23 protein-coding genes are annotated in these 24183 nt (G+C 73.4%); 15 read left to right on the top strand and 8 right to left on the bottom strand.

All coding sequences use genetic code 11. The annotated features are described in order from the left end of the window. The coding region (locus tag ACZ59A_RS30200; RefSeq protein WP_470964945.1) for an ROK family protein at positions 1-456 on the top strand (456 nt) is incomplete at its 5' end. On the opposite strand, the gene ACZ59A_RS30195 is transcribed toward ACZ59A_RS30200, so the two are convergent. Together ACZ59A_RS30195 and ACZ59A_RS30190 are read right to left on the bottom strand one after the other, a co-directional pair. Further along, a complete protein-coding gene (locus ACZ59A_RS30195; RefSeq protein WP_470964942.1) occupies positions 437-925 on the bottom strand; it encodes a GNAT family N-acetyltransferase in 489 nt (162 codons plus the stop codon). The two genes, ACZ59A_RS30200 and ACZ59A_RS30195, sit on opposite strands and share 20 nt — an antisense overlap. Positions 926-1013: 88 nt before the next feature. Then, positions 1014-1874, bottom strand: coding sequence for a phosphatidylinositol-specific phospholipase C/glycerophosphodiester phosphodiesterase family protein (locus tag ACZ59A_RS30190; RefSeq protein ID WP_470964939.1), 861 nt, complete (start codon positions 1872-1874; stop codon positions 1014-1016). Between the two features lie 236 nt (positions 1875-2110). Between ACZ59A_RS30190 and ACZ59A_RS30185 the strand changes: the two genes are divergently transcribed. The 3 genes from ACZ59A_RS30185 to ACZ59A_RS30175 all read left to right on the top strand — a co-directional run bounded on the left by ACZ59A_RS30185 (position 2111) and on the right by ACZ59A_RS30175 (position 6367). After that, positions 2111-3358, top strand: a complete 1248-nt coding sequence (locus ACZ59A_RS30185) for a phosphodiester glycosidase family protein (RefSeq protein ID WP_470965576.1) — start codon at positions 2111-2113, stop codon at positions 3356-3358. 125 nt (positions 3359-3483) lie between these two features. Then, the gene (locus tag ACZ59A_RS30180; RefSeq protein ID WP_470964936.1) at positions 3484-4896 is read left to right on the top strand and encodes a family 2B encapsulin nanocompartment shell protein; all 1413 of its coding nucleotides are present in this window, start codon (positions 3484-3486) and stop codon (positions 4894-4896) included. Positions 4897-4978: 82 nt separating this feature from the next. Continuing rightward, positions 4979-6367, top strand: a complete 1389-nt coding sequence (locus tag ACZ59A_RS30175; protein WP_470964933.1) for a family 2B encapsulin nanocompartment shell protein — start codon at positions 4979-4981, stop codon at positions 6365-6367. Positions 6368-6398: 31 nt separating this feature from the next. Here the strand turns inward: ACZ59A_RS30175 and ACZ59A_RS30170 are convergent, their stop codons facing one another. The 4 genes from ACZ59A_RS30170 to ACZ59A_RS30155 all read right to left on the bottom strand — a co-directional run bounded on the left by ACZ59A_RS30170 (position 6399) and on the right by ACZ59A_RS30155 (position 10124). Beyond that, complete coding sequence (locus ACZ59A_RS30170; protein WP_009720740.1) at positions 6399-6593, bottom strand: hypothetical protein; 195 nt, start codon at positions 6591-6593, stop codon at positions 6399-6401. 182 nt (positions 6594-6775) lie between these two features. Beyond that, positions 6776-7912 carry an acyl-CoA dehydrogenase family protein gene (locus ACZ59A_RS30165; RefSeq protein ID WP_470964930.1) on the bottom strand — a complete coding sequence of 379 codons (1137 nt, stop codon included), beginning with the start codon at positions 7910-7912 and terminating at the stop codon, positions 6776-6778. Beyond that, complete coding sequence (locus tag ACZ59A_RS30160; RefSeq protein ID WP_470964927.1) at positions 7909-9123, bottom strand: acyl-CoA dehydrogenase family protein; 1215 nt, start codon at positions 9121-9123, stop codon at positions 7909-7911. The genes ACZ59A_RS30165 and ACZ59A_RS30160 overlap by 4 nt, the downstream gene beginning before the upstream one ends. Continuing rightward, positions 9120-10124: an NADPH:quinone oxidoreductase family protein gene (locus ACZ59A_RS30155; RefSeq protein WP_468050206.1), complete on the bottom strand. Its 1005-nt coding sequence runs from the start codon at positions 10122-10124 to the stop codon at positions 9120-9122. Before ACZ59A_RS30155 ends, ACZ59A_RS30160 begins: the two co-directional genes overlap by 4 nt. A gap of 226 nt (positions 10125-10350) precedes the next feature. Between ACZ59A_RS30155 and egtA the strand changes: the two genes are divergently transcribed. From egtA to ACZ59A_RS30125, 6 genes are all read left to right on the top strand, one after another. Beyond that, on the top strand, positions 10351-11637 hold the full coding sequence (gene egtA / locus ACZ59A_RS30150; RefSeq protein WP_470964923.1) for an ergothioneine biosynthesis glutamate--cysteine ligase EgtA: 1287 nt from the start codon (positions 10351-10353) through the stop codon (positions 11635-11637). Beyond that, a complete protein-coding gene (gene egtB, locus ACZ59A_RS30145) occupies positions 11634-12968 on the top strand; it encodes an ergothioneine biosynthesis protein EgtB (protein WP_470964920.1) in 1335 nt (444 codons plus the stop codon). The genes egtA and egtB overlap by 4 nt, the downstream gene beginning before the upstream one ends. A 45-nt stretch (positions 12969-13013) precedes the next feature. Beyond that, on the top strand, positions 13014-13769 hold the full coding sequence (gene egtC / locus ACZ59A_RS30140; protein ID WP_470964917.1) for an ergothioneine biosynthesis protein EgtC: 756 nt from the start codon (positions 13014-13016) through the stop codon (positions 13767-13769). Next, on the top strand, positions 13766-14731 hold the full coding sequence (gene egtD / locus ACZ59A_RS30135; protein ID WP_470964914.1) for an L-histidine N(alpha)-methyltransferase: 966 nt from the start codon (positions 13766-13768) through the stop codon (positions 14729-14731). Before egtC ends, egtD begins: the two co-directional genes overlap by 4 nt. 242 nt (positions 14732-14973) lie before the next feature. After that, complete coding sequence (locus ACZ59A_RS30130) at positions 14974-16224, top strand: transglycosylase family protein (RefSeq protein ID WP_470964911.1); 1251 nt, start codon at positions 14974-14976, stop codon at positions 16222-16224. A 40-nt stretch (positions 16225-16264) separates the two neighbouring features. Then, on the top strand, positions 16265-17329 hold the full coding sequence (locus tag ACZ59A_RS30125; protein WP_470964908.1) for a GDSL-type esterase/lipase family protein: 1065 nt from the start codon (positions 16265-16267) through the stop codon (positions 17327-17329). A 33-nt stretch (positions 17330-17362) separates the two neighbouring features. On the opposite strand, the gene ACZ59A_RS30120 is transcribed toward ACZ59A_RS30125, so the two are convergent. Further along, positions 17363-18277, bottom strand: coding sequence for an SDR family oxidoreductase (locus ACZ59A_RS30120; protein WP_470964905.1), 915 nt, complete (start codon positions 18275-18277; stop codon positions 17363-17365). Beyond that, on the bottom strand, positions 18274-19080 hold the full coding sequence (locus tag ACZ59A_RS30115; RefSeq protein ID WP_470964902.1) for an SDR family oxidoreductase: 807 nt from the start codon (positions 19078-19080) through the stop codon (positions 18274-18276). Before ACZ59A_RS30115 ends, ACZ59A_RS30120 begins: the two co-directional genes overlap by 4 nt. Positions 19081-19166: 86 nt before the next feature. On the opposite strand from ACZ59A_RS30115, the gene ACZ59A_RS30110 reads away from it, so the two are divergent. The 5 genes from ACZ59A_RS30110 to ACZ59A_RS30090 are packed head-to-tail and all read left to right on the top strand — an operon-like array spanning position 19167 to position 24173. After that, entirely contained in the window at positions 19167-19943 is a 777-nt protein-coding gene (locus ACZ59A_RS30110; protein WP_470964900.1) for an enoyl-CoA hydratase family protein, read from the top strand. Beyond that, complete coding sequence (locus tag ACZ59A_RS30105; protein ID WP_470964897.1) at positions 19940-20809, top strand: CoA transferase subunit A; 870 nt, start codon at positions 19940-19942, stop codon at positions 20807-20809. Before ACZ59A_RS30110 ends, ACZ59A_RS30105 begins: the two co-directional genes overlap by 4 nt. Next, entirely contained in the window at positions 20806-21540 is a 735-nt protein-coding gene (locus tag ACZ59A_RS30100) for a CoA-transferase subunit beta (RefSeq protein ID WP_470964895.1), read from the top strand. The genes ACZ59A_RS30105 and ACZ59A_RS30100 overlap by 4 nt, the downstream gene beginning before the upstream one ends. Before the next feature lie 14 nt (positions 21541-21554). Further along, entirely contained in the window at positions 21555-22613 is a 1059-nt protein-coding gene (locus ACZ59A_RS30095; protein WP_470965573.1) for an NAD(P)H-dependent flavin oxidoreductase, read from the top strand. A 36-nt stretch (positions 22614-22649) separates the two neighbouring features. Next, on the top strand, positions 22650-24173 hold the full coding sequence (locus ACZ59A_RS30090; protein ID WP_470965570.1) for a glutamate synthase subunit beta: 1524 nt from the start codon (positions 22650-22652) through the stop codon (positions 24171-24173). The last annotated feature ends 10 nt before the right edge of the window (positions 24174-24183 follow it).

Raw genomic sequence — 24183 nt, 5'->3', positions numbered from 1 at the left:
TCCCCCCCCCCCCCCCCCCCTCCCCCCCCCTCCCCCCCCCCCCCCCCCCCCCCCCCCCCCCCCCCCCCCCCGGCGCAACACCCCGGGCCCGGCGGCCGGATCGCCCTGCTGGCCGAGCGGGCGGCGGACGGCGACCGCCGGGTGCGGCGCGCGCTGCGCGGTGCGGGCGCGGCGCTCGGCATCGCGCTGGCCGGTGCCGTGAACCTGCTCGACCCGCGCACGGTAGTGCTCGGGGGCGCGCTCACCCCGCTGGCGCCCTGGCTGCTGCCCGCCCTGGAGCGGGAGTTGGCACTGCGGGTCGCGGACCCGGCGCGCTCCGGTCAGGGCGTGGTGACGGTCTCGCGGCTGGGCTCGGACGGCCCGCTGCTGGGCGCGGCGCACTCCGTGGTGCAGGCGGTCCTCGACGATCCGGCGGGGCTCAGGGAAGCGGCCGCGGTCACAGGAAGCGGTGCATGATGTGCAGCCCGACGTGGCCCTCCGCCGGATGGTGGAACGCCTCGGGTACGGTGCCCATTACCTCGAAGCCGAGTGAACGCCACAGCGCGACCGCCCGGACGTTGGTCTCCACCACGGCGTTGAACCGCATGGCCCGGTAGCCCTCGGCGCGCGCCCACTCCAGGACGTGTTCGCCGAGCGCGCGGCCGACGCCCCGTCCGCCACTCTCGGGCGCCACCATGAAGCTGGCGCCCGCCACATGCGCGCCGGGCCCCATCTGATTGGGGTTCATCTTGGCCGAGCCGAGCACCCGGCCGTCGGCGTCGGTGGCGACGACGGTCCGGCCCGGGGGCGTCAGCATCCAGATGTCGCGGGCCCGGGCCTCGTCCAGGTCGCGCGGATAGGTGTACGTTTCGCCCGCGGCGACGATGCCGTACAGGAAGGGCCAGATCGCGGGCCAGTCCTCGGGGGTGGCGGTCCTGATGAGCATGACGGCCAGCATGGCGGAACGGACCGGCGTACCGCGAACCGGTTTCCGCGGGTACGCCGGGCCCGCCCGCCGAGAACCCCGTGCCGCGTCAGTGAGCGCCGCGCAGGAAGTCCTCCAGACCCGCCAGGTCATCGGTGTTGAGGTAGTCGACACGCGCGGCCAGCAGCTCGCGCCACACGGCGTCACGCTCCGGGCCCGCCAGGTCGGGCGTGGCCCAGAAGCGCACCTTCTGCCGGGCCGCGCGGGCGGCGACGGTGATCTGGTACAGCTTCTCGCGCTCCTCCCGCGGCATCGTTCCGACGCCCTGCCAGGTGAAGGTCTTGGTCCAGTCGGCGCTGATGAGCGGGATGAAGGAGGCGGGCACGCCGGTTCCCATGTCCTCGAGCCGCCCGTCGTAGAAGGCGTGGCGCACCTTCTCGGCCTCCATGGGGGCGCGCGCTCCCCGGTCGCCCGAGATGACGGCGGTCACCGCGCCGCGCCGCACCCGGCCGCCGACGCCGCCGTAGGCGGTGCTGAACATCCGGCTGTAGCGCCGCAGCCGCTTGGCGAGTTCGAGGTAGGTGGCCCCGCCGGGGGTCTTGATGTCGATCAGCAGTTGCAGCGACAGGTCGTAGCCGCGGTAGACCCGGCCGCGGTTCGCCGTGACGCGCTGGAACAGCGGGTCGAGGTAGAGGGATTCCAGGGTGCGGGTGGGGTCGAGGTCGGTCGCGTCGTGGGCGACCAGCAACTGGTCGCCCACCAGCCAGATGTCGGCCTCGACGCTGCCGAAGCCGTGGGACAGGGCGTCGGTGAGCGGGTGCGGGTGCTCGTAGTCGTTGTGCGCGTGGGCTCTGGCCAGCGGCGGCTTGGGCCTGTTGCCCGTCGAGTCCGCGAACGCCGGGGCGGCGGTGCCGCCCGCGAGTGCGGCTCCGAGGGTGACGACAAAGGCGCGGCGTGTACGGCGGACCATGGGGCCTCCCGGCTCTCGTTCCGGCGTGGTGCCGGATGTGCGCGTTCGGACGCCAGTGAGTATCGGGGGCCGCGGTCCCCATGGGCAGGGGCGTGCGAAGAGTTCCGCAGGTGGTCCCCGGCCATTTCCACGCCGTTTTCGCGGTCCCGGCGGCGGGCGGCGAAGTCCGGTGGCGACGGGATCGGTTGAGGGAACGGCTGGGAGAAGGGGCACGCGCCATGACGGGACACAGCGCCATGACGGGACGTGGACAGGGAATCCGGGTCCGGACGGCGGCGGTGGCGCTGGCGTGGGCCGCACTGGTCGGCACGGACGCGGCCGGGGCGACACCGGCGCACGCCGAAGCCCGTGCGCCGCACTTCGGCACAAGCGCCGCAATCGCGCCGGGTGTCGCATACCGGACGTTCACCGTGGCCGCCTCGCACGGCACGGCATACGGCCATCTGCTCTCCATCGATCTACGCGAACCGGGCATCTCGCTCGATCTGTTGACCGCGGGCGCGGTCGCCGCCCGGAAGCCCGTCTCCGGCATGGCCGACGAGCGCGGCGCGGTCGCCGCCGTGAACGGCGACTTCTTCCACATGTCCGAAACCCAGCACCCGGGCGTGCGGGCCACGGGCGCCCCGGTCGGCCCGGCGGTGGCGGACGGGGCGGCGCTCAAGTCGGCAGTGCCGGACGGCCAGCGCTCCGGACCGGCGCTGCCTCCCGGCACCTCCACGGAGGACGTACTCGGCCTGGGCGCGGACCACGTGGCCCGGCTCGGCAGGCTGACGCCGCGGGGCACGGTGGAAGCCCGGAAGGCCACGCTGCCGCTGCGCGGGTTCAACCAGTACGCGGTGGCGGAGGACGGCGTCGGCGCGTACACCTCCGGCTGGGGGACCGTCTCCCGGGCCCGCGCGGCCTGCGGGACGGACACCGACCGGGCGGCGCCCTGCACCAAGGAGACCTACGAAGTGACCGTGCGCCGGGGCGTGGTCGCCCGGGTCGCGGCCGCCCCGGGCGAGGGCGCGATCGCACCGGACACGGTCGTCCTGGTGGGGCGCGAGGCAGGCGCGCGGGGCTTGCGCGCGCTGCGGGTCGGCGACCGGGTGCGCGTCGAACACCGACTGGAGGGCACGGAGCGGACACCGTTCACGTTCGCGGTCGGCGGCTTTCCGATCGTCCGGGACGGCCGCCCGCTCGCCGGGCTGGACCCGGCCACCGCGGCGGTCCGCACCTCGGCGGGCATCGCCGACGGCGGTCACCGGCTGTATCTGCTGGCGCTGGACGGCGGCCCCGCCTACCGCAGGGGACTGACCCTCGGTGAACTCGCGGACGTCATGCGCGACACCGGAGCCGAGGAGGCGGTCGATCTGGACGGTGGTGGCTCGTCCACGCTCGTGACGCGTGAGCCGGACGGCGCACGGACGACGGCGCGCAACCATCCCTCCGGCGGCGCCGAGAGGCCGGTCCCGAATGGGATCGGAGTATTCACCCGGCAGTAATTCCGCAAACCCCTGGTGGGACACTCTTTTGAGTGAATGCACAGCCCAAAATCCGCTGATAGCTTGGCAGTTGCTTCGAGCGGAATATCTCTTCAAGTCCGTACAGGGATGGGTGAGCATTCACGATGACGACGTCCGTTGAATCAGGTTCCGGTATCGGCAATCCGCAGCCGCCCACAAGTCTGGGCACGGAGGCGGCACGGAATCTGGCGACGACGACAAAGTCCGTTCCGCAGATGCAGGGCGTCACCTCGCGGTGGCTGCTGCGCATGCTGCCGTGGGTGCAGGTGCCCGGCGGTTCGTACCGGGTGAACCGCCGGGCGTCGCACACGCTGGGTGACGGGCGGGTGGAGTTCACCACCACCGGGTCGTCGGTGCGGGTCATCCCCGTCGAGCTGCGCGAGCTGCCGCTGTTGCGCGCCTTCGAGGACACCGCGGTGCTCGAAGCGCTGGCGGACCGCTTCACCCAGCGCGAGTTCGCCCCCGGGGAGCTGCTGGTGGAGGCCGGGCGCCCGGCCGACGAGCTGGTCCTGCTCGCCCACGGCAAGGTCGACAAGCTGGCCGAGGGGGCGTTCGACGAGCCCTCGGTGGTCGGCTCGGCAGCCGGGGGCGACCACTTCGGCGAGCGGGAGCTGGCCGCCGTCGAGCCCGGCAGCTGGGGCATCACAGTCAAGGCGGTCACCTCCTGCACGGCGCTGACCCTGTCCCGGCAGGAGTTCGAGGAGCAGTTGGACCGCTCCCGGGAGCTGCGGGCGCATGTGGAGGCGGTGCGCGCGGCGCCGGTTGCCGCGCAGAACGAGCACGGTGAGGCGTCTATCGAGCTGACCTCGGGGCACGCGGGCGAACCGGCGCTGCCGGGGACGTTCGCGGAGTACGAGCTGAAGCCGCGTGAGTACGAGCTGAGCGTGGCCCAGACCATCCTGCGCGTCCACACCCGCGTCGCCGACCTCTACAACGAGCCGATGAACCAGGTCGAGCAGCAGCTCCGGCTGACCATCGAGGCACTGCGCGAGCGCCAGGAACACGAGCTCGTCAACAACCCCGACATCGGCCTGCTGCACAACGCCGACCTCTCCCAGCGCATCCACACCCGCGGCGGCCCGCCCACCCCCGACGACCTCGACGCGCTGCTGGCCACCGTCTGGAAGGACCCGGGGCTGATCCTGGCCCACCCGCGGGCCATCGCGGCGATCGGCCGCGAGCTGAACAGCCGGGGCATCGTCCCGCAGCACGCCGAGGTGAACGGGCACGCGGTACCGGCCTGGCGCGGGGTGCCCATCTTCCCGTGCAACAAGATTCCGGTGAGTCGCAGCGGGGTCAGCTCGATCCTCGCGCTGCGCACCGGGGAGGAGAACCAGGGCGTCATCGGGCTCCACCGGACCGGAATTCCGGACGAATACCAACCGAGCCTTTCCGTCCGGTTCATGGGAATCAACGACCAGGCCATCATCTCGTACCTCGTCAGCGCCTACTATTCCGCGGCCGTCCTCGTCCCGGACGCGCTCGGAATCCTGGAGAACGTGGAAATCGGACTCTGATGGTCCGGCGGCCCCACCACGGGCCGCCCGTATCGCCTCCCGCAACGCCCCCTCCCTCTACCGAAATGGGTGATGAACACAGATGACCACCTCCGTGGAGTCCGGTGAGCAGCCGCTGAGCCTGGGAACGGCCGCCGCCCGGAATCTGGCGACCACGACCAAGTCCGTGCCGCAGATGCAGGCCAAATCCTCCCGGTGGCTGCTGCGCGTGCTGCCCTGGGTCCAGGTGTCGGCCGGTACGTACCGGGTGAACCGGCGGCTCAGCTACACGGTCGGGGACGGACGGATCGAGTTCATCAGCACCGGATCCGAGGTGCGGGTGATTCCGCCGGAGCTGGGTGAGCTGCCGACGCTGCGCGGCTTCGGCGACACCTCGGTGCTGGAGGCGCTGGCGGACGGCTGCGTGCAGCGGGAGTACGCGCCCGGCGATGTGCTGGTCGAGGCGGGGCGCCCGGCCGATCAGGTGTACCTCATCGCCCATGGCAAGGTCCGGCAGATCGCGCCCGGGGCGTACGACGAGGGCACGGCGCTGGGGCTGCTGGCCGACGGGGAGTTCTTCGGCGACTCGGTGCTGACCGGGCCGGAGGGCACCTGGGAGTTCACCGCGCGGGCCGTCACCCGGACCACGGTGCTCACCCTCCCCCGACGGGTCTTCCAGGAGACCGCCGACCGCTCCGAGGCGCTGCGCGGCCATCTCCAGGAGGCGTCCGAGCGGACCGCGCCCCCGCAGAACCGGCGGGGCGAGGCCGATATCGCGGTCACCTCCGGCCATACGGGGGAGCCGACGCTGCCGGGGACGTTCGCCGAGTACGAGCTGAAGCCGCGTGAGTACGAGCTGAGCGTCGCCCAGACCATCCTGCGCGTCCACACCCGCGTCGCCGACCTCTACAACGAGCCGATGAACCAGGTCGAGCAGCAGCTCCGACTGACCATCGAGGCACTGCGCGAGCGCCAGGAACACGAGCTCGTGAACAACAAGGAGTTCGGCCTGCTCCACAACGCCGCCCTCCCCCAGCGCATCCACACCCGCAGCGGCCCGCCCACCCCGGACGATCTGGACGAGCTGCTGGCCCGCCGCCGTAAGACGCAGTATCTGCTGGCGCATCCGCGCACCATCGCCGCCTTCGGGCGAGAGTGCAGCAGCCGGGGGCTGTACCCGCAGGGCGCCGAGGTGGCGGGGGTCGCGGTGCGCGCCTGGCGCGGGGTGCCGCTGCTGCCCTGCAACAAGATTCCGGTGAGCGAGTCCGGCACCAGCTCGATCCTCGCGCTGCGCACCGGGGAGGAGAGCCAGGGCGTCATCGGGCTGCACCAGACGGGCATTCCGGATGAGTACGAGCCCAGTCTGAACGTGCGGTTCATGGGCATCAACGAGCAGGCCGTGACGTCGTATCTGGTGAGCGCCTACTACTCGGCGGCCGTTCTGGTGCCCGACGCCCTGGGCGTTCTGGAGGACGTCGAGATCGGCCGCTGAGCGGTAGCACTAGCGCGACCGCGGGCGCCGGTCAGGGGCGGACGCTGCTGACCACGTCCGCGGTCGCGGACAGGCCCTCGGAGATGGTGGGCGCGATGCTGCTGCTCGCCAGGTAGAAGCCCAGCGTGACGCATACCAGTGCGTGCGAGACGCGCAGCCCGCCGCTGCGCAGGAAGACCACCGCCAGGATCAGCAGGAGCAGGACCACGGAGATCGAAATGGCCATGGGGAGCCTCCTGGGCCGCTTCAGGGGATCGGGATCCGGCCGTCAGTGTGGCCCAGAATCGCCCTGAATCCACTCGAAGCGGGTGCTCCATACGAGTGCCGATCTCCCGTTCGACCTCCGGGTGCCCGCGGTGCTCGGTGAACCCGGCCCGCTGCGGGGCGGATCCACCGAGCACCGACCGGTCAGGGGGTGGGGGCCGGGAGGTCCACCAGGGCGGCGAGTGCCTGGCGGTGGCGGCCCGGGGTGCCGAGCAGCGTCTCGGCGCTCTTGGCCCGCTTGAGGTAGAGGTGCGCCGGGTGCTCCCAGGTCATGCCGATGCCGCCGTGCAGCTGCACGCACTCCTCGGCCGCGTGCACCGCCACCTGCCCGCAGTACGCCTGCGCCACGGCCACCGCTACGGGGATGTCCGGGCTGTCGGCGGCCAGCGCGTCGGCGGCGTGCCGGGCGGTGGCGCGGGCCGAGACCAGCTCCAGCCAGAGCGCCGCCATCCGGTGCTTGAGCGCCTGGAACGACCCGACGGGGCGGCCGAACTGATGGCGCTCCTTGGTGTGCCGGACGGTCTCGGTCAGACACCACTCGGCCACGCCGAGCTGCTCCGAGGCGAGCAGTCCGGCGCCGGTCAGCAGCGCCCGTACGACGGCGTCCTGCGCGCGCTCGGGCCCGGCCAGTCGGCGCGCGGGGGCGCCGGTGAGGGTCACCGCGGCGACGGGCCGGGTGAGGTCGAGCGAGGTCAGGGGCTCCACGGAGACGCTGGTTTCCGTGGTCTCCACGGCGTACAGGCCGTAGCCGTCCGGTCCGTCGGCGGGGACGAGCAGTACGTCGGCGCCCGCCGCGCCCGCGACATGGGTGATCCGGCCGCTGAGCGTCCCGTCGCCGTCCACCCGCACGGTCGCGGCCGGGGCGGTACCGCCGGGCGTGGTGGCCGCGGGGACCGCCAGCGCGCCGACCGTACGGCCTTCGGCGAGGGCGCCGAGCAGCCGCGCGACGGCGGCCTCGCCGGTGTCGCAGGCCAGCACGGCGCCGACCGCGAGGACGGCGCTGGTGAGGTACGGCACGGGCGCGACGGCCCGGCCCAGCTCCTCCATCACGACCGCCGCCTCGCGCGCGGTGGCGCCCTGTCCGCCGAGCTTGTCGGGCACGAGCAGACCGGCCGTGCCCATCTCGGTGCCCAGTGAGCGCCACAGCCCGGGGTCGTGCGCCCGGCCGCTCTCGGCCTCGGAGAGCACGGTGGCGGGCGGGCAGCGGTCGGTGAGCAGCGACCGCACGGCGGCGCGCAGATCGTCCTCGGCCTCGGTGTAGAGCAGGTCCGGGGTGCTCATCGGGGCAGATCCTTCCACGGGAGGTCCTTGTCGGTCCGCGGCTCGGGCGGCAGGCCCAGGACGCGTTCGGCGATGATGTTGAGCAGGACCTCGGAGGTGCCGCCCTCGATGGAGTTGCCCTTGGCGCGCAGGTAGCGGTAACCGGCCTCGCGTCCGGTGAAGTCGACCAGTTCGGGGCGGCGCAGCGTCCAGTCGTCGTAGAGCAGGCCCTCGTCCCCCAGCAGTTCGACGTCCAGGGCGCTGATCTCCTGGTTGAGCCGGGCGAAGGCGAGCTTCATGGCCGAGCCCTCGGGGCCGGGCTGCCCGACGGCGAGTTGCTGGCCCAGCCGCTCGCCCGCGAGCCGGGCGGCCTCGGCGTCCACCCATAGCCGCAGCAGCCGCTGGTGCAGATCGTGGGTGCGCAGGTCGGGGCAGTCGCGCCAGGTCTCGGAGACCAGGCCGATCATGCCGCCCTCGCGGGGGATCCGGCCGCCGCCGATGGCGACGCGCTCGTTCATCAGGGTGGTCTGGGCGACCCGCCAGCCCTCGCCGATCTCGCCGAGGCGGCGGCTGTCGGGGATGCGTACACCGGTCAGGAAGACCTCGTTGAACTCGGCCTCGCCGGTGATCTGGCGCAGGGGCCTGACCTCGACACCGGGGTCGGTCATGTCGCAGACGAAGTAGCTGATGCCGCGGTGTTTGGGCAGGTCGGGGTCGGTGCGGGCGATGAGGATGGCCCAGCGGGCGAGGTGTGCGCTGGACGTCCAGACCTTCTGTCCGTCGACCACCCAGTCGTCGCCGTCGCGCACCGCCCGGGTGGCGAGTGCGGCGAGGTCGGATCCGGCGCCGGGCTCGCTGAAGAGCTGGCACCACACCTCCTCGCCGGTCCACAGCGGGCGCAGCAGCCGCTGCCGCTGCTCCTCGGTGCCGAAGCCGAGGATGGTGGGGGCGGCCATGCCGAGGCCGATGCCGATGCGGCGGGGGTCGTTGTCGGGTGCGTCGGCGGCCTCGAGTTCGGCGTCCACGACGGCCTGGAGCGAGCGGGGGGCGTCGAGGCCGCCCAGCCCCACCGGGTAGTGCACCCAGGCGAGTCCGGCGTCGAAGCGGGCGCGCAGGAAGTCCAGACGGTCGGTGGTGGCCGGTGGGTGGGCGGCGAGGAGCGCGCGGGTGCGGCTCCGCAGTCCGTCGGCGTCCACGGCGGTGGTGTCCTGCGCGGTCTCAGGGGTGCTCATCGGGCGCCTCCCGCGGGCTGTCCGGGGACGACCACGACGCGGCCGGTGGTCACACCGTCGGCGACGCGCTGCACGGCGTCGGCGGCCCCTTCCATCGGCACCCGCTCGCTGACCAGCGGTTTGACGATGCCCTGGGCGGCGAGCTTGGTCAGCTCATCGTGGCAGGCGCGGATCGCGGCGGGGTCGTTGGTGTTGTACAGGCCCCAGTGGAGGCCGAGGATGGCGTAGTTCTTGACCAGGGCGTGGTTGAGGGCGGCCTGCGGGACGACGCCGCTGGCGAAGCCGACCACCACGATCCGGCCCTCGAAGGCGATGCATTTGACGGACTGGGCGAAGGCGTCGCCGCCGACCGGGTCGTAGACGACGTCGGCGCCGCGTCCGCCGGTGGCCTCCTTGACCGCGGCCACGATGTCGTCGCCGCGCCGGTCGAGCACCACGTCGCAGCCCAGTTCGCGGGCGACCCGGGCCTTGTCCTCGCCACCGACGACGCCGATCACCCGTGCCCCGGTCGCCTTGCCGAGCTGGACGGCGGCACTGCCGACGCCGCCCGCGGCGGCGTGCACCAGCAGCGTGTCCCCGGCCCGCAGCCCGGCCCGGCGGTGCAGTCCGAACCAGCCCGTCTGGTAGCCGATGTGCATGGCCGCGGCCTGGGCGTCGTCCAGTGCGTCGGGCGCCGGGAGCACGGTGGCCGCGTCGACGGTCACGTACTCGGCGAAGCCGCCCATGGGGAGCGTGGGGGTGGCCAGGACGCGCGCGCCCACCTGGCCCTGCGCCCCCTCGCCGAGGGCGACGATCTCACCGCACAGCTCGACGCCCGGGGTGAACGGCATGGGCGGCCGCACCTGGTAGTGACCGCGGCACAGCAGGGCGTCCGGGAAGTTGACGTTGACGGCCCGGACCCGCAGGAGCAGTTCCCCGGGCCCGGCCACCGGATCCGGCACGTCGTCGAGGCGCATCACCTCACGCGGCTCGCCATTGTCGTGCACTCGCCATGCCTGCATCCGGTGGCCTCCAAAGGCTTGCGGTAGGGGCGCGGTAACGCGTCGGGGCGCACATACTAACCAGTCGGTACGAGCAGGGGAACCGGCTCGCGCCGAGGCTTCAGCCATCCTGCCTTCCCGCCCGGCGCGCGGTGAACTCTTGTGCAACTCTGGAGGCACCCTTGAGCCCGGGACCTCGACGGACAAGAGTGGGCGCCGACATATCGGTTCGTATCACAGCGATCCGATGGCCGGAACGGGACGGGAGATGACGGCTGTGCCCGACAGCAAAGCGATCGACGAGGCCGAGATGGAGGCCAGACTCCACGGCATCTGTTTCAAGACCGGTCCCCCACGACGGATCGGCGTCGAGCTCGAATGGCTCCTGTACGACCCGCACGACCCCGCACGACCCGTCGAGGCGGCCCGGCTGAACGCCGCGGTCACCGCCCTGCGCGGACTGAGGCTCGCGTCCGCGCTCACCTTCGAACCCGGCGGCCAGGTGGAGCTCAGCTCCCTCCCGGCCGACTCCCTCACCGCGTGTGTGGAGTCCGCCGCCGCCGACCTGGTCCTCGTCCGCGCGCTCCTCGCCGAGCTGGGCCTCGGCATCGCCGGTCATGGACACGACCCCTGGCGCCCGCCGCGCAGGATTCTCACCACACCCCGCTACGACTCCATGGAGACCTATTTCAACCGCCGGGGACCGGCGGGGCGCTCCATGATGTGCAACACCGCGTCCGTGCAGGTCTGCGTGGACGCCGGACAGGAGGAGCCCGGCCCGCTGGGCCTCGGGCGGCGCTGGCGGCTGGCCCATCTGCTGGGCGCCGTGCTGACCGCCGCGTTCGCCAACTCCCCGCTGCGCGAGGGCCGCCCGACCGGCTTCCGCTCCACCCGGCAGGCGCTGTGGGCGGCGATGGACCCCGGGCGCACGCTGGCCCCGCCCGACGGCAAGGATCCGCGCTCCGCCTGGGCCGGATACGTGCTGGACGCGCCCGTGATGGCCATCCGGGACGACGGCACGCGCTGGGCGGTGCCGGACGGCCTCACCTTCCGGCAGTGGGCCCGTACCGGTCTGCCGCGGCCGCCCACTCAGGACGACCTCGACTTCCATGTCTCGACCCTCTTTCCGCCCGTCCGCCCGCGCGGCCACCTCGAACTGCGCATGATCGACGCGCAGAGCGGCGACGACGGGTGGATCGTGCCGCTCGCCGTGACGGTGGCGCTCTTCGACGACCCCGAGGCCGCGGAGACCGTCTACCGCGTGGTGAAGCCGCTCGCCGAGACGGCGGGCGCCCGGCCCGCGCCCTGCAATCCGCTGTGGATGACGGCGACCCGTGACGCCCTGACCGACCCCGAACTGCGCAGCGCCGCCGTGGCCTGCTTCGCCACGGCGCTGGAGGCGCTGCCCCGGATCGGGGCCACCCCCGCCGTCGTATCCGCCGTCGCCGGCTTCGCGGACCGCTATGTCGCCCGCGGCCGGTGTCCGGCCGACGATCTGCTCGCCCCCCTTCCCGGGAAGGAGGAACGGTCATGACCGTTTCCGGCCCCGCACTCGACCCCGAGGCGCTGCGACAGCGCGCCGAAACGGTTCTGCGCACCGCGCGCGACCGTACCCACACCCTCACCACCTGCGTGGACGAAGACGACCTCACCGCCCAGCACTCCCCCCTGATGTCGCCGCTGGTCTGGGACCTGGCGCACATCGGCAACCAGGAGGAGCAGTGGCTGCTGCGCGCCGTCGGCGGACAGGACGCCCTGCGCCCCGAGATCGACTCGGTGTACGACGCGTTCGAGCATCCGCGCGCTTCGCGCCCCTCGCTGCCGCTGCTGGCGCCCGCCGAGGCCCGCGGCTATGTCGCGGACGTACGCGACCGGGTGCTCGACATCCTTGAGCGGAGCGAGCTGCGCGGTGCCCCGCTGGTCGACGCGGCCTTCGCCTTCGGCATGATCGCGCAGCATGAGCAGCAGCACGACGAGACCATGCTCATCACCCATCAGCTGCGCCGCGGCCCGACGGCCCTCACCGCCCCGCCGCCGCCCGACACCTCCGGTGACGTCCTGCCGGAAGAGGTGCTGGTCCCGGGCGGCCCGTTCACCATGGGCACCTCGTCCGAGCCCTGGGCGCTGGACAACGAGCGCCCCGCCCACCACCGGCTGGTGCCGCCCTTCTTCATCGACACCACCCCGGTGACCAACGGCGCGTACGCGCACTTCATCGAAGACGGCGGCTACACCGAGCGGCGCTGGTGGACCGCCGAGGGCTGGGCCCACATCCAGGAGCACGCCCTGCGCGCCCCGCTGTTCTGGCGGCGCGAGGGCGGCCAGTGGCTGCGCCGCCGCTTCGGGGTGACCGAGCCGGTGCCGCCCGCTGAGCCGGTGGTCCATGTGAGCTGGTACGAGGCGGACGCCTACGCCCGCTGGGCCGGGCGACGGCTGCCCAGCGAGGAGGAGTGGGAGAAGGCCGCCCGCCACGACCCGGCAGCCGGCCGCTCCCGGCGCTACCCCTGGGGCGACGAGGATCCCACCCCCGACCACGCCAACCTCGGCCAGCGCCATCTGCGGCCCTCGCCGGCGGGCAGCTATCCGCGGGGCGCCTCGGCGATGGGCGTGCGGCAGCTGATCGGGGACGTGTGGGAGTGGACGTCGAGCGATTTCCTGCCCTACCCGGGGTTCTCCGTCTTCCCGTACCCCGAGTACTCCCAGGTCTTCTTCGGGCCGGGGCACAAGGTGCTGCGCGGCGGCTCCTTCGCGGTGGACGCGGTCGCCTGCCGCGGCACGTTCCGCAACTGGGACCTGCCGGTCCGCCGCCAGATCTTCTCGGGGTTCCGCACCGCCCGCGACGCGTCCCCGGCGGAGGTCTCATGAGCGCGCGCCGACGCGCCGGAACACGGGGGCTCACCGGGGGCGCCGGTGTGTAGGCATCTGGCGTATCTGGGGCCCGAGAAGCCCATCGGCGAGGTCGTCATCGCCCCCGAGCACAGCCTGTTCACGCAGTCCTGGGCGCCGCGGCGGCAGGCGCACGGCACCGTGAACGCCGACGGGTTCGGCGTCGGCTGGTACGCGCCGGGCGACCCGGTGCCCGCGCGCTACCGGCGCGCCGGGCCCATCTGGGGCGACCTGTCGTTCGCCGATCTCGCCCGGGTGGTACGGACCGGGGCGCTGATGGGCGCGGTGCGGGACGCGACCGTGGCGAGCGCCGACGGCGAGGCGGGCGCCTCGCCCTTCGCCTCCGGCGCCTGGCTGTTCAGCCACAACGGGGCCGTCCGCGGCTGGCCGCATTCGCTCGCGGGGCTCGCCGAGTCCCTGCCGTCCGCCGATCTGCTCGGGCTGGAGGCGCGCTGCGACTCGGCGCTCGTGTGGGCACTGACGCTGCACGCGCTGCGGGTGGGCTACGAGCCGGGCGAGGCGCTGGCCCGGACCACCGAGGCGGTGGCCGCCGCCGCACCCGGTTCGCGGCTCAATCTGCTGCTCGTCGACGGGGAGACGATCGCCGCCACGGCCTGGGGCGACACGCTCTGGTACCTGACCGGCCCGGACCGGGCGGTCGTGGTCGCCTCCGAGCCGTACGACGACGATCCGCGGTGGACCGAGGTCCCCGACCGCACGCTGCTCACCGCCACCCGCTCCGACGTACTCCTCACCGCACTCAAGGAGGGTTCCGCGTGAGCCCCTTCAGCGTCACCCGCACCCTGCCCGCCGACGCCACGGCCGCGGCCCTGCGCGCCGATGTCGCCGACGGGCTGACCCGCACCCCCAAACAGCTGCCGCCGAAGTGGTTCTACGACGCGCGGGGCAGCGAACTCTTCGAGGAGATCACCCGGCTGCCCGAGTACTACCCGACGCGCGCGGAGCGGGAGATCCTCATCGCACGCGCGGCGGAGATCGCGGACGCCACCGGTGCCCGGACCCTGATCGAGCTGGGCTCCGGGTCCTCCGAAAAGACCCGCCATCTGATCGAGGCGCTGCCGGATCTGCACGCCTACGTTCCGGTGGATGTGAGCGAAAGCGCTCTGGAGCTGGCCGGGCACGCCCTGCTCGCCGACCATCCGGAGCTGACGGTGCACGCGCTGGTCGCCGACTTCCTCGGCGGGCTCGCGCTGCCCGACGGCCTTCCGGGGCCGCGCCTGCTGGCGTTCCTCGGCGGCACGGTCGGCAATCTGCTGCCGCCCGAGCGGGCGGCGTTCCTGGCCTCGGTGGGCGCCCTGCTGTCGCCGGGAGACGCGCTGCTGCTCGGGACCGACCTGGTCAAGGACGAGGCCACGCTCGTCGCCGCGTACGACGACGCGCAGGGCGTCACCGCGGAGTTCAACAAGAACGTGCTCAGGGTCCTCGACCGCGAACTGGGCGCCGAGGTCGACCCCGCGGACTTCGACCATGTGGCGGTGTGGGATGCCGAGCGGGAATGGATCGAGATGCGGCTGCGCGCCCGCAAGGACCTCACCGTGAAGATCCCCGCGCTGGATCTCGCGGTGTCCTTCGCGGCCGGGGAGGAGGTCCGTACCGAGGTGTCCGCGAAGTTCCGGGAGGAGAAGGTGCGGACCGAACTGGCCACCGCGGGGCTGGAGTCGCGGCGCTGGTGGACCGACGCCGAGGGCCGCTTCGCGCTGTCGCTGGCGGTACGGATGTGACACGTGGGGGTGGTGGGACGCGGAGGCGCGGGGCAGTCACCCTGTGTCCCACTTGAACCACCGACCGAATTCATGTGATGCACATCACACCACCGAGGGAGGGCCGCAGCACAGCGCGCTGTGGCCCTTTTTCGGTGTGAACTCCCTCTTGTTGTGGCCAAATCGGGCCCCTTATGTTTGGCCCGCTTTGGTAGCCCGCCTCACGGGCAGCACCGCACAGGCAGCAGGAGAAGGAGCCGTCCATGCCCTTACGGGGACGCCACCGCCGTTACAAGCCCAACCGCATCTCCCGTGCCTCGCTGAGCGTCACGGCGGGCGGCGCCGGTATCGCACTCCCCCTCGTCGCCGCCGCGGGCGCGAACGCCGCCTCCAGCGAGACCTGGGACAAGGTCGCCCAGTGCGAGTCCACGAACAACTGGGACATCAACAGCGGGAACGGCTTCTACGGCGGGCTGCAGTTCACCCAGAGCACCTGGGAGGCGTACGGGGGCACCGCCTACGCGGCGCGGGCCGATCAGGCCACCAGGGCCCAGCAGATCGCCGTCGCCGAGAAGGTGCTCGACGCCCAGGGGCCGGGGGCGTGGCCGGTGTGCTCGGGGAAGGCCGGTCTGGCGCAGGGCGGCCCCGCGCCGCAGAGCGCACCCCAGAGCGCGCCGAAGGTCGTCAAGGCGGTGGCCAAGGAGCGCGCGAACACCGCCGAGCGGGTGCGGCACAGCAAGCCGACGCCCACCAGCCTGCCGGGCAACGCGACCACGAAATCCGGCCCCTATGTGGTGGTCAACGGCGACACCCTGTCCCGGATCGCCGACGCGCAGGATGTGAACGGCGGCTGGCACGCGCTCTACGAGAGCAACCGCGCGACGGTGGGCGGCGACCCCGATCTGATCTACCCCGGCCAGAAGCTCTCCCTGAGCGGGACCAAGGCCACGCCGGACGCCAAGGCCGAGCCCGCGGCGAAGGCCAAGCCGGAGGCGAAGCCCCAGGCCAAAAACAGAGCCCAGCCCGAGGCGAAGGCCAAGCCCAAGGCCGCACCGCGCCACACCGAGCGGCGTGCGAGCAAGCCCGCCGCGAAGCCCGCCGCCGCCAGCGGCTTCACCGCTCCGGTGAGCGGCGTCAGCCCCACCACCTCCTACCGCGCGTCCGGGTCCAGCTGGTCGAGCGGCCATCACACCGGCATCGACTTCCCGGTGGGCGTCGGCACCTCGGTGAAGGCCGTCGCCACCGGCCAGGTGGTCTCGGCGGGCTGGGCGGACGCGTACGGGTACGAGGTGGTCATCCGGCACCCGGACGGCAAGTACAGCCAGTACGCGCACCTGTCCCAGCTGTCGGTGCGCGCCGGGCAGGGCGTCAACGTCGGTCAGCAGATCGGCCGTTCGGGCTCGACCGGGAACACCACCGGTCCGCATCTGCACTTCGAGGTGCGCACCGGGCCCGCCTATGGTTCGGACATCAATCCGCTGAGCTATCTGCGCGCCCGCGGCATCAGCATCTGAGCCCCATGCGCTGTCGGTGGGGCGTGCCAGACTCCCTGTCATGCACGATCGGCCCGCCCCGCTCGACATCGGTGACGACGATCCGCGCCTGACCTACCGGGGCGCGGTGTCCCTTCAGCGCGGCCCCGGCTGGACGGCTCCCTGGCGGCTGCCGTACGAGGACGCCGCGCTGTACCTCCCCGAGGGCGGGCTCGGGCGGGCCGCGATGCCGTCCGGGGTGCGGGTGGCCCTGCGCACCGACAGCGCCTCGCTCGTCTGCCGCTACCAGGCCGATCCGCCGCCCGAGCTGAACGGCCCCGAGGAGCGGGCCCGGCTCGACGTGGTGTGCGACGGGCGGCGGACGGCCACCGTCGGCCTGGAGACCCACGGCCAGGACGCGGAGGTCCGGATCGACGGGCTGCCGGGGCGCATGACCTCGGTCGAGCTGTGGCTGCCGTACTACCACCGGTTCCGCCTGCGGGGGCTGACCCTGGACGCGGGCCGCGCCGTAGAGCGCGACAGCGCCGGACAGCGGCCGCGCTGGGTCCACTTCGGCAGTTCCATCTCGCAGGGCCGCGGGGCCGCGTCGCCGAGCCGGACGTGGGCCGCCCTGGTGGCGCGCCGCGCCGGATGGGATCTGACCTCGCTGGCCCTCGGGGCGGCCTGCTGTCTCCAGCCGATGACGGCGCGGCTGATGCGGGACCTCCCGGCCGAGCTGCTCACCATCTGCGTCGGCATCAACATCCAGGCGCTCGGCAGCCACAACCGCGATGCGCTCGCCTCGGCGCTCGTCGGTTTCGTGCGCACCGTACGGGAGGGTCATCCGGACACCCCGTTCGGCGTGATGTCCACGATCGTCGCGCCCGAGCGGGAGGAGGCGGCCGGGCCCTCGGGGATGACGATGCGCGAGTGCCGGGCACACATACGGCGGGCCGTGGCGCTGCTGCGCGACCACGGCGACAAGAACCTGCACTACATCCACGGTCCGGAGGTGTTCGGGCCCAGCTGTACGCGGCTGCTGCTGGAGCCGGAGGGGCTGGACCGGCTGCACCCCTCGGCCGACGGTCACCCGGTCTTCGCCTCCCGGTTCATGACGGTGCTGCGGCGCGCCGGATGCGTGCCGTGAGGAACCCGTACCCGGGTGCGTCGGAACGGTGCGTCAGGACGCCCCGTACACCGGCCCCGGCGGCCGGGCATCGGCAAGCAGCTTCGCCGCGGCCTCGCCAGCTTCGGCCGGGGTCCAGCGGGCACCCTTGTCGGCGGTCGGTCCGGGCCGCCAGCCCTCCATGACGGTGATGCGCCCGGCCTCGGCCTCGAAGACCCGCCCGGTGACCCCGGCGCAAGCGGCGGAGCCGAGCCAGACGACGAGCGGCGAGACATTGCCGGGCGCCATCGCGTCGAACGCGCCAGGCTCGTCGGGTGCCGCCATGGTGTCGGCGAACGTCGACTCCGTCATGCGGGTGCGGGCCGCCGGGGCGATGGCGTTGACCTGGATCCCGTAACGGCCCAGCTCGGCCGCGGCCACCAGGGTGAGGCCGACGATCCCGGCCTTGGCGGCCGCGTAGTTGCCCTGGCCGACGCTGCCCAGCAGTCCGGCCCCCGAGCCGGTGTTGACCACCCGCGCCGTGGGCGTCCGGCCCGCCTTCGCCTCGGCGCGCCAGTGTGCGGCGGCGTGCCGGAGGGGCAGGAAGTGTCCCTTGAGGTGGACGCGGATCACGGCGTCCCAGTCGTCCTCGCCGAGGTTGACGAGCATGCGGTCGCGCAGGAATCCGGCGTTGTTGACGAGGGTGTCGAGGCGGCCGTAGGCGTCGAGGGCGGCGGCGACGAGGGAGGCCGCGCCGTCGGCGGTGGCGATGTCACCGGCGTGCGCGACGGCCCGGCCGCCGTGCGCGCGTATCTCCTCGACCACCTCCTGGGCGGGGTCCGGGGACTCCCCGGCGCCGTCAGGTCCCACGCCGAGGTCGTTCACGACGACCCGCGCGCCCTCGGCGGCGAAGGCGAGGGCGTGCGCCCGGCCGAGGCCGCGGCCGGCGCCGGTGACGACGGCGACGCGTCCGGTGCAGATGCCTGTCATCCTGCTCCTCCTCCTGGGGGTGGTACGTCCGCTGGGGCCCGCGCCGCCGCCAGGAACGCCGGGCGCTCTCCGCCGCCGTGGACGGCCAGGCTCGCGCCGGTGATGTACGCCGCGAGGTCCGAGGCGAGGAAGACGCATGCGTCGCCCGCCTCCGCCGGGGCGGCGAGGCGGCCCAGCGGCACCGTGCGGGACACGGCGGCCACGCCGGTCGCGTCGCCGTAGTGCAGATGCGCGAGTTCGGTGCGGACCATGCCGAGCACCAGGGTGTTGACCCGGATCGCGGGGGCCCATTCCACGGCGAGGGTGCGGGCGAGGTTGTCCAGGCCCGCCTTGGCGGCTCCGTAGGCGGCCGTACCGGGCGAGGGGCGGGTGCCGCTGACGCTGCCGATCATCACCATCGATCCGCCGCCCTCTTGCTCGCGCATCACCTCGTAGGCGCCGAGAGCGACCGTCATGGGCGCGATCAGGTTCAGTTCGACGACCCGCGCGGCCCGGCGCGGGCCGGACTCGGCGATCAGCCCGTACGGGCTGCCTCCGGCGTTGTTGACCAGGATGTCCAGGCGGCCGTACGCATGGCGCACCCAGGCGAAGAAGTCGGCGACGCCGGACTCGTCCCGGACGTCCAGCGCCCGGAAGCGGGCCGTGCGCCCGGCGGCCGTGACCGGGCGGTCCGGCGGGCGGCGGGCGCAGACCGCGACCTCGGCACCGGCCGTGAGCAGGGCCCGGGCGATGCCCGTGCCGACGCCGCGGGTGCCGCCGGTGACGACGGCGACGCGGCCGGACAGGTCGATGGAGACAGCCATGGCCCCTTCTCACCCTCCCGCTGTGCGCCGGGCGCTGCTACCTTCACGCCTAACAAACGTTTGGTGGAAAGGTAGCGGATCTGCTCATGAGTGTCTCCACCTCCGTCCCCGAAGCGGGCGTCGCCGTCGTCACCGTGGACTTCCCACCGGTCAATGCCCTTCCCGTGCACGGCTGGTACGAGCTGGCCGACGCGCTGCGCACCGCGGGCGCCGATCCCGGGGTGCGCTGCGTGGTCCTGGCCGCCGAGGGCCGGGGGTTCAACGCGGGGGTGGACATCAAGGAGATGCAGCGCGCCGAGGGACACCAGGCGCTCATCGGCGCCAACCACGGCTGCCACGCGGCGTTCGCGGCCGTCTACGACTGCCCGGTCCCGGTCGTCGCCGCGGTGCACGGCTTCTGTCTCGGTGGCGGCATCGGCCTGGCAGGTAACGCGGACGCGATCGTGGCGGCCGAGGACGCGACGTTCGGGCTGCCGGAGCTGGACCGGGGAGCGCTGGGCGCGGCCACCCATCTGGCCCGCCTCGTCCCGCAGCATCTGATGCGCGCGCTGTACTACACCTCGCGCACCGCGACCGCCGAGGAGCTGCACCGGCACGGCTCGGTGTGGCGGGTGGTGCCGCGCGCCGCGCTGCGGGACGCGGCGCTGGAGCTGGCCCGGGAGATCGCCGCCAAGGACGGTGCGCTGCTGCGGCTCGCCAAGGCGGCCATCAACGGCATCGACCCGGTCGACGTCCACCGCAGCTACCGCTTCGAGCAGGGCTTCACCTTCGAGGCGAATCTCGCGGGGCTCTCCGACAAGCACCGGGACGCGTTCGTATCGGGCGGGTCCGGGGCCGCGTCCGGAGGGGGTGAGCGGCGATGAGCGACAAGCGGATGAGCGTGGCGGAGGCCGTCGGCCGGATCGAGAGCGGCATGACCGTCGGCATCGGCGGCTGGGGCTCGCGGCGCAAGCCAATGGCGCTGGTGCGCGCGCTGCTGCGCTCGGACGTCCGCGACCTGACCGTGGTCTCGTACGGCGGGCCGGACGTCGGGCTGCTGGCCGCCGCCGGGAAGATCCGCAAGCTGGTCACAGCCTTCGCGACGCTCGATTCGATCCCGCTGGAGCCGCACTTCCGGGCGGCGCGCGAGCGCGCGGACTTCGAGCTGGTGGAGCTGGACGAGGCGATGTTCCTGTGGGGGCTGACGGCGGCCGTGCACCGGCTTCCCTTCCTGCCGATCCGGGCGGGCCTCGGGTCGGACGTGATGACGGTCAACCCCGGCCTGCGGACGGTGGTCTCGCCCTACGAGGACGGCGAGGAGCTGGTGGCGGTGCCCGCGCTGCGGCTGGACGTGGCGCTCGTCCACCTCAACCGGGCCGACGCGCAGGGCAACGGCCAGTACCTGGGCCCCGATCCGTACTTCGACGACCTGTTCTGTGAGGCGGCGGAGCAGGCGTACCTCTCCTGCGAACGCGTCGTCGCCGCCCCGGAGTTCCTGGCGGCGGCCGGCCCGCAGTCCCTGCTGGTGGGGCGCCATGCCGTGACCGGCGTGATCGAGACCCCGCACGGCGCGCACTTCACCTCCTGCGCCCCCGACTACGGACGGGACGAGGCGTTCCAGAGCACGTACGCGAAGGCCGCCGCCGACCCAGCGGCCTGGCAGGCGTTCACCCGGCGGTTCCTGGCGGGCGACGAGGACACGTACCAGGCCGCGGTCGCGGCGTACACGAAGGAGGTCGCGGAGCGATGACCGTCACCCGGGCCGAGTACTGCGTACTGGCCTGCGCCGAGGCATGGAGGGGCGACGGGGAGGTGCTGGCCGCCCCGATGGGCCTCATACCGCGGCTCGGCGCCCGGCTGGCGCGGCTCACCTTCGCGCCCGACCTGCTGCTCACCGACGGCGAGGCGCTGCTGATCGGCGCCGACGACGAGACCGTGGAGGGCTGGCTGCCGTACCGCCGCCACCTGGCGATGGTCATGGGCGGCAAGCGCCATGTGATGATGGGCGCGAGCCAGCTCGACGCCCATGGCAACCAGAACATCTCCTGCGTCGGCGACTGGAAGCGGCCCCGGCGGCAGCTGCTGGGCGTGCGCGGAGCGCCCGTCAACACCCTCAACAATCCGACGAGTTACTGGGTGCCCCGGCATTCCCCGCGCGTCTTCGTCGAGCGTGTCGACATGGTGTGCGGCGTCGGCTACGACCGGGCCGCCGCCGCCGGGCCCGCCGCGACCCGCTTCCATCGCATCCCCCGCGTGGTGACCGATCTCGCGGTGCTCGACTTCGACACGCCGGACCGCACCATGCGGGTGCGCTCCCTGCACCCGGGCGTGTCGGCCGAGCGCGTGCGGGAGGCGACCGGCTTCCCGCTCGCCCCCGCCGACGGCGTTCCCGTCACCCGGGAGCCGACCGCCGAGGAGCTGCGGCTGATCCGGGAGGTCATCGATCCGGCGGGGCTGCGCGAGCGGGAGGTACGGCCCTGATGGACGCGGCGCCGATGGACACCGCGCTGACCCGGCTCGTCGGCGTCCGGTATCCGATCGTCCAGACGGGCATGGGGTGGGTGGCGGGCCCCCGGCTGGTCTCGGCTGCCGCCGACGCCGGGGCGCTGGGCATCCTCGCCTCGGCCACGATGTCCCCGGAGCAGCTGCGGTCGGCGGTGCGGGAGGTGGCGTCCCGCACCGGGGCGCCGTTCGGCGTCAATCTGCGGGCCGACGCGGGAGACGCCGCGGAGCGGGTGGGGATCATCATCGAGGAGGGCGTACGGGTGGCGTCCTTCGCGCTGGCGCCGAAGCGGGAGCTGATCTCCCGGCTGAAGGACGCGGGCGTGGTGGTCATCCCGTCCGTGGGCGCCCGGCGGCACGCCGAGAAGGTGGCGGGCTGGGGCGCGGACGCGGTGGTGGTGCAGGGCGGCGAGGGCGGCGGCCACACCGGCGAGGTGGCGACCACGGTGCTGCTCCCCCAGGTCGTGGACGCGGTGGACATCCCGGTGGTGGCCGCGGGCGGCTTCCACGACGGGCGCGGCCTGGTGGCGGCGCTCGCGTACGGGGCGGCCGGGATCGCCATGGGCACCCGCTTCCTGCTGACCTCCGACAGCACCGTCCCGGCCGCAGTGAAGGCCCGCTACCTGGCGGCGGCTGCCCCGGACATCACGGTCACCACGGCGGTGGACGGACTCCCCCACCGGATGCTCCGCAGCGAGCTGGTCGCCTCCCTCGAACGCTCCGGGCGCGCCGCCGCCCTCGTGCGCGCGGTGCGCCACGCCGCGGCCTTCCGGCGGCTGTCCGGGCTGAGCTGGACGCGCATGGTGCGCGACGGCCGGGCGATGCGGGGCGCCAAGGGGCTCTCCTGGAGCCAGGTGCTGCTGGCCGCCAACACCCCGATGCTGCTGAAGGCGTCGATGGTGGACGGCCGCACCGACACCGGCGTGATGGCCTCCGGGCAGGTGGCAGGGGTGATCGACGATCTGCCGTCGTGCGCCGAGCTGGTGGAACGGATCATGGCCGAGGCAGCCGGGGCCCTGGACCGGATGCCCGGCGGCCGTACAGTGGGGTGAAAGCGGCCAGACCAGGACATGGCACTGGAGGAGGTCATGGCCGACCCGAAGGGCTTTCTCACCACCCCACGCCGCCTTCCGCCAAGCCGCCCGGTGGAGGAGCGGGTGCGCGACTGGGACGAGGTGTACGTCCCCGGCGGACTGCTGCCGATCATCACCGCGCAGGCCGACCGCTGTATGGACTGCGGGATCCCGTTCTGCCACGACGGCTGCCCGCTGGGGAATCTCATCCCGGACTGGAACGACCTGGTGTCCCGCGACGACTGGCGGCGGGCGAGCGAGCGGCTGCACGCGACCAACAACTTTCCGGAGTTCACCGGGCGGCTGTGCCCGGCGCCCTGCGAGAGCGCCTGCGTACTGGCGATCAACCAGCCCGCGGTGACCATCAAGAACGTCGAGGTCGCCATCGCCGACCGGGCCTGGGAGAGCGGCTACGCGGTCCCGAAGCCGCCGGAGCGGCTGTCGGGGCGGACCGTGGCCGTGATCGGCTCGGGCCCCGCGGGGCTGGCCGCCGCCCAGCAGCTCACCCGCGCGGGGCACACGGTGGCGGTGTACGAGCGGGACGACCGGGTGGGCGGGCTGCTGCGGTACGGCATCCCCTCGTTCAAGATGGAGAAGCACCATCTGGACCGGCGGCTGTGGCAGATGCGCGCGGAGGGCACCAAGTTCCGTACCGGCGTAGGTGTGGGCACCGATATGGACGCCGCCGAGCTGAGGGCGCGCTACGACGCGCTGGTGATAGCGGTGGGCGCGCGGGCCTGGCGCGAACTGCCGGTGCCGGGCCGGGAGCTGGCCGGAATACATCAGGCGATGGAGTACCTGCCGCTGGCCAACCGGGTCCAGGAGGGCGACTACGAGCGGCCGCCGATCACCGCCGAGGGCAAGCACGTGGTCATCGTCGGCGGCGGGGACACCGGCGCGGACTGTCTGGGCACGGTCCTGCGGCAGGGTGCCGCCTCGGTGACCCAGCTGGACATCCACCCCCGGCCCGGTGACGAGCGGACCGACGGCGAGCCCTGGCCGACGTACCCCAAGATCTACCGGATGTCCGGCGCGCACGAGGAGGCACGGGAGCTGGCGGCCTCCCCGGAGGCGGACGTGGACGCCCGGGTGTTCTCGGCCGCCACCGTCCGCTTCGAGGGGGACGCGCCGGGCCCGGGACGGCCGCACGGCAGGGTCCGGGCGCTGCGCCTCGTCGGGGCCACGCCCGACGGGTCGGAGGGGCGGGCGGAGGTGCCCGGGGACGGACCTGGCGAGCGGGTGCTGCGGGCCGATCTGGTGCTGCTCGCTCTCGGCTTCCGCGGTCCGGAGCGGGACGGCGGGCTGTTGGACCAGCTCGGTCTGGAGCTGGACGCGCGCGGCAACATCGCCCGCGATGCCTCATTCGGAACCGGCCGGGAGGGGATCTTCGTGGCGGGCGACGCGGGCCGCGGGCAGTCGCTGATCGTGTGGGCGATCGCCGAGGGCCGCTCGGCGGCGGCCGCGGTGGACCGCTATCTGGCCGGTGACACCGCCCTCCCGGCCCCAGTCGGCCCGGCGGACCGGCCCATGACGGCCTGAGCCGGGGCGT

Source organism: Streptomyces sp. NPDC040405 (assembly GCF_055595765.1).
This window is presented reverse-complemented; position numbering and strand designations above follow the sequence as displayed.

Bases quoted from the DNA above. Each gene is read 5' to 3' on its own strand.
- ACZ59A_RS30165 (WP_470964930.1), bottom strand. From the start codon at position 7,912: ATGAGCACCCCGGACCTGCTCTACACCGAGGCCGAGGACGATCTGCGC.
- ACZ59A_RS30175 (WP_470964933.1), top strand. From the start codon at position 4,979: ATGACCACCTCCGTGGAGTCCGGTGAGCAGCCGCTGAGCCTGGGAACG.
- ACZ59A_RS30125 (WP_470964908.1), top strand. From the start codon at position 16,265: ATGCACGATCGGCCCGCCCCGCTCGACATCGGTGACGACGATCCGCGC.
- ACZ59A_RS30190 (WP_470964939.1), bottom strand. From the start codon at position 1,874: ATGGTCCGCCGTACACGCCGCGCCTTTGTCGTCACCCTCGGAGCCGCA.
- ACZ59A_RS30115 (WP_470964902.1), bottom strand. From the start codon at position 19,080: ATGGCTGTCTCCATCGACCTGTCCGGCCGCGTCGCCGTCGTCACCGGC.
- ACZ59A_RS30170 (WP_009720740.1), bottom strand. From the start codon at position 6,593: ATGGCCATTTCGATCTCCGTGGTCCTGCTCCTGCTGATCCTGGCGGTG.
- ACZ59A_RS30180 (WP_470964936.1), top strand. From the start codon at position 3,484: ATGACGACGTCCGTTGAATCAGGTTCCGGTATCGGCAATCCGCAGCCG.
- ACZ59A_RS30100 (WP_470964895.1), top strand. From the start codon at position 20,806: ATGACCGTCACCCGGGCCGAGTACTGCGTACTGGCCTGCGCCGAGGCA.
- ACZ59A_RS30110 (WP_470964900.1), top strand. From the start codon at position 19,167: ATGAGTGTCTCCACCTCCGTCCCCGAAGCGGGCGTCGCCGTCGTCACC.
- ACZ59A_RS30090 (WP_470965570.1), top strand. From the start codon at position 22,650: ATGGCCGACCCGAAGGGCTTTCTCACCACCCCACGCCGCCTTCCGCCA.
- ACZ59A_RS30185 (WP_470965576.1), top strand. From the start codon at position 2,111: ATGACGGGACGTGGACAGGGAATCCGGGTCCGGACGGCGGCGGTGGCG.
- ACZ59A_RS30195 (WP_470964942.1), bottom strand. From the start codon at position 925: ATGCTCATCAGGACCGCCACCCCCGAGGACTGGCCCGCGATCTGGCCC.
- ACZ59A_RS30095 (WP_470965573.1), top strand. From the start codon at position 21,555: ATGGACACCGCGCTGACCCGGCTCGTCGGCGTCCGGTATCCGATCGTC.
- egtA (WP_470964923.1), top strand. From the start codon at position 10,351: ATGGCCGGAACGGGACGGGAGATGACGGCTGTGCCCGACAGCAAAGCG.
- ACZ59A_RS30130 (WP_470964911.1), top strand. From the start codon at position 14,974: ATGCCCTTACGGGGACGCCACCGCCGTTACAAGCCCAACCGCATCTCC.
- ACZ59A_RS30160 (WP_470964927.1), bottom strand. From the start codon at position 9,123: ATGAGCACCCCTGAGACCGCGCAGGACACCACCGCCGTGGACGCCGAC.
- egtB (WP_470964920.1), top strand. From the start codon at position 11,634: ATGACCGTTTCCGGCCCCGCACTCGACCCCGAGGCGCTGCGACAGCGC.
- ACZ59A_RS30105 (WP_470964897.1), top strand. From the start codon at position 19,940: ATGAGCGACAAGCGGATGAGCGTGGCGGAGGCCGTCGGCCGGATCGAG.
- ACZ59A_RS30155 (WP_468050206.1), bottom strand. From the start codon at position 10,124: ATGCAGGCATGGCGAGTGCACGACAATGGCGAGCCGCGTGAGGTGATG.
- ACZ59A_RS30120 (WP_470964905.1), bottom strand. From the start codon at position 18,277: ATGACAGGCATCTGCACCGGACGCGTCGCCGTCGTCACCGGCGCCGGC.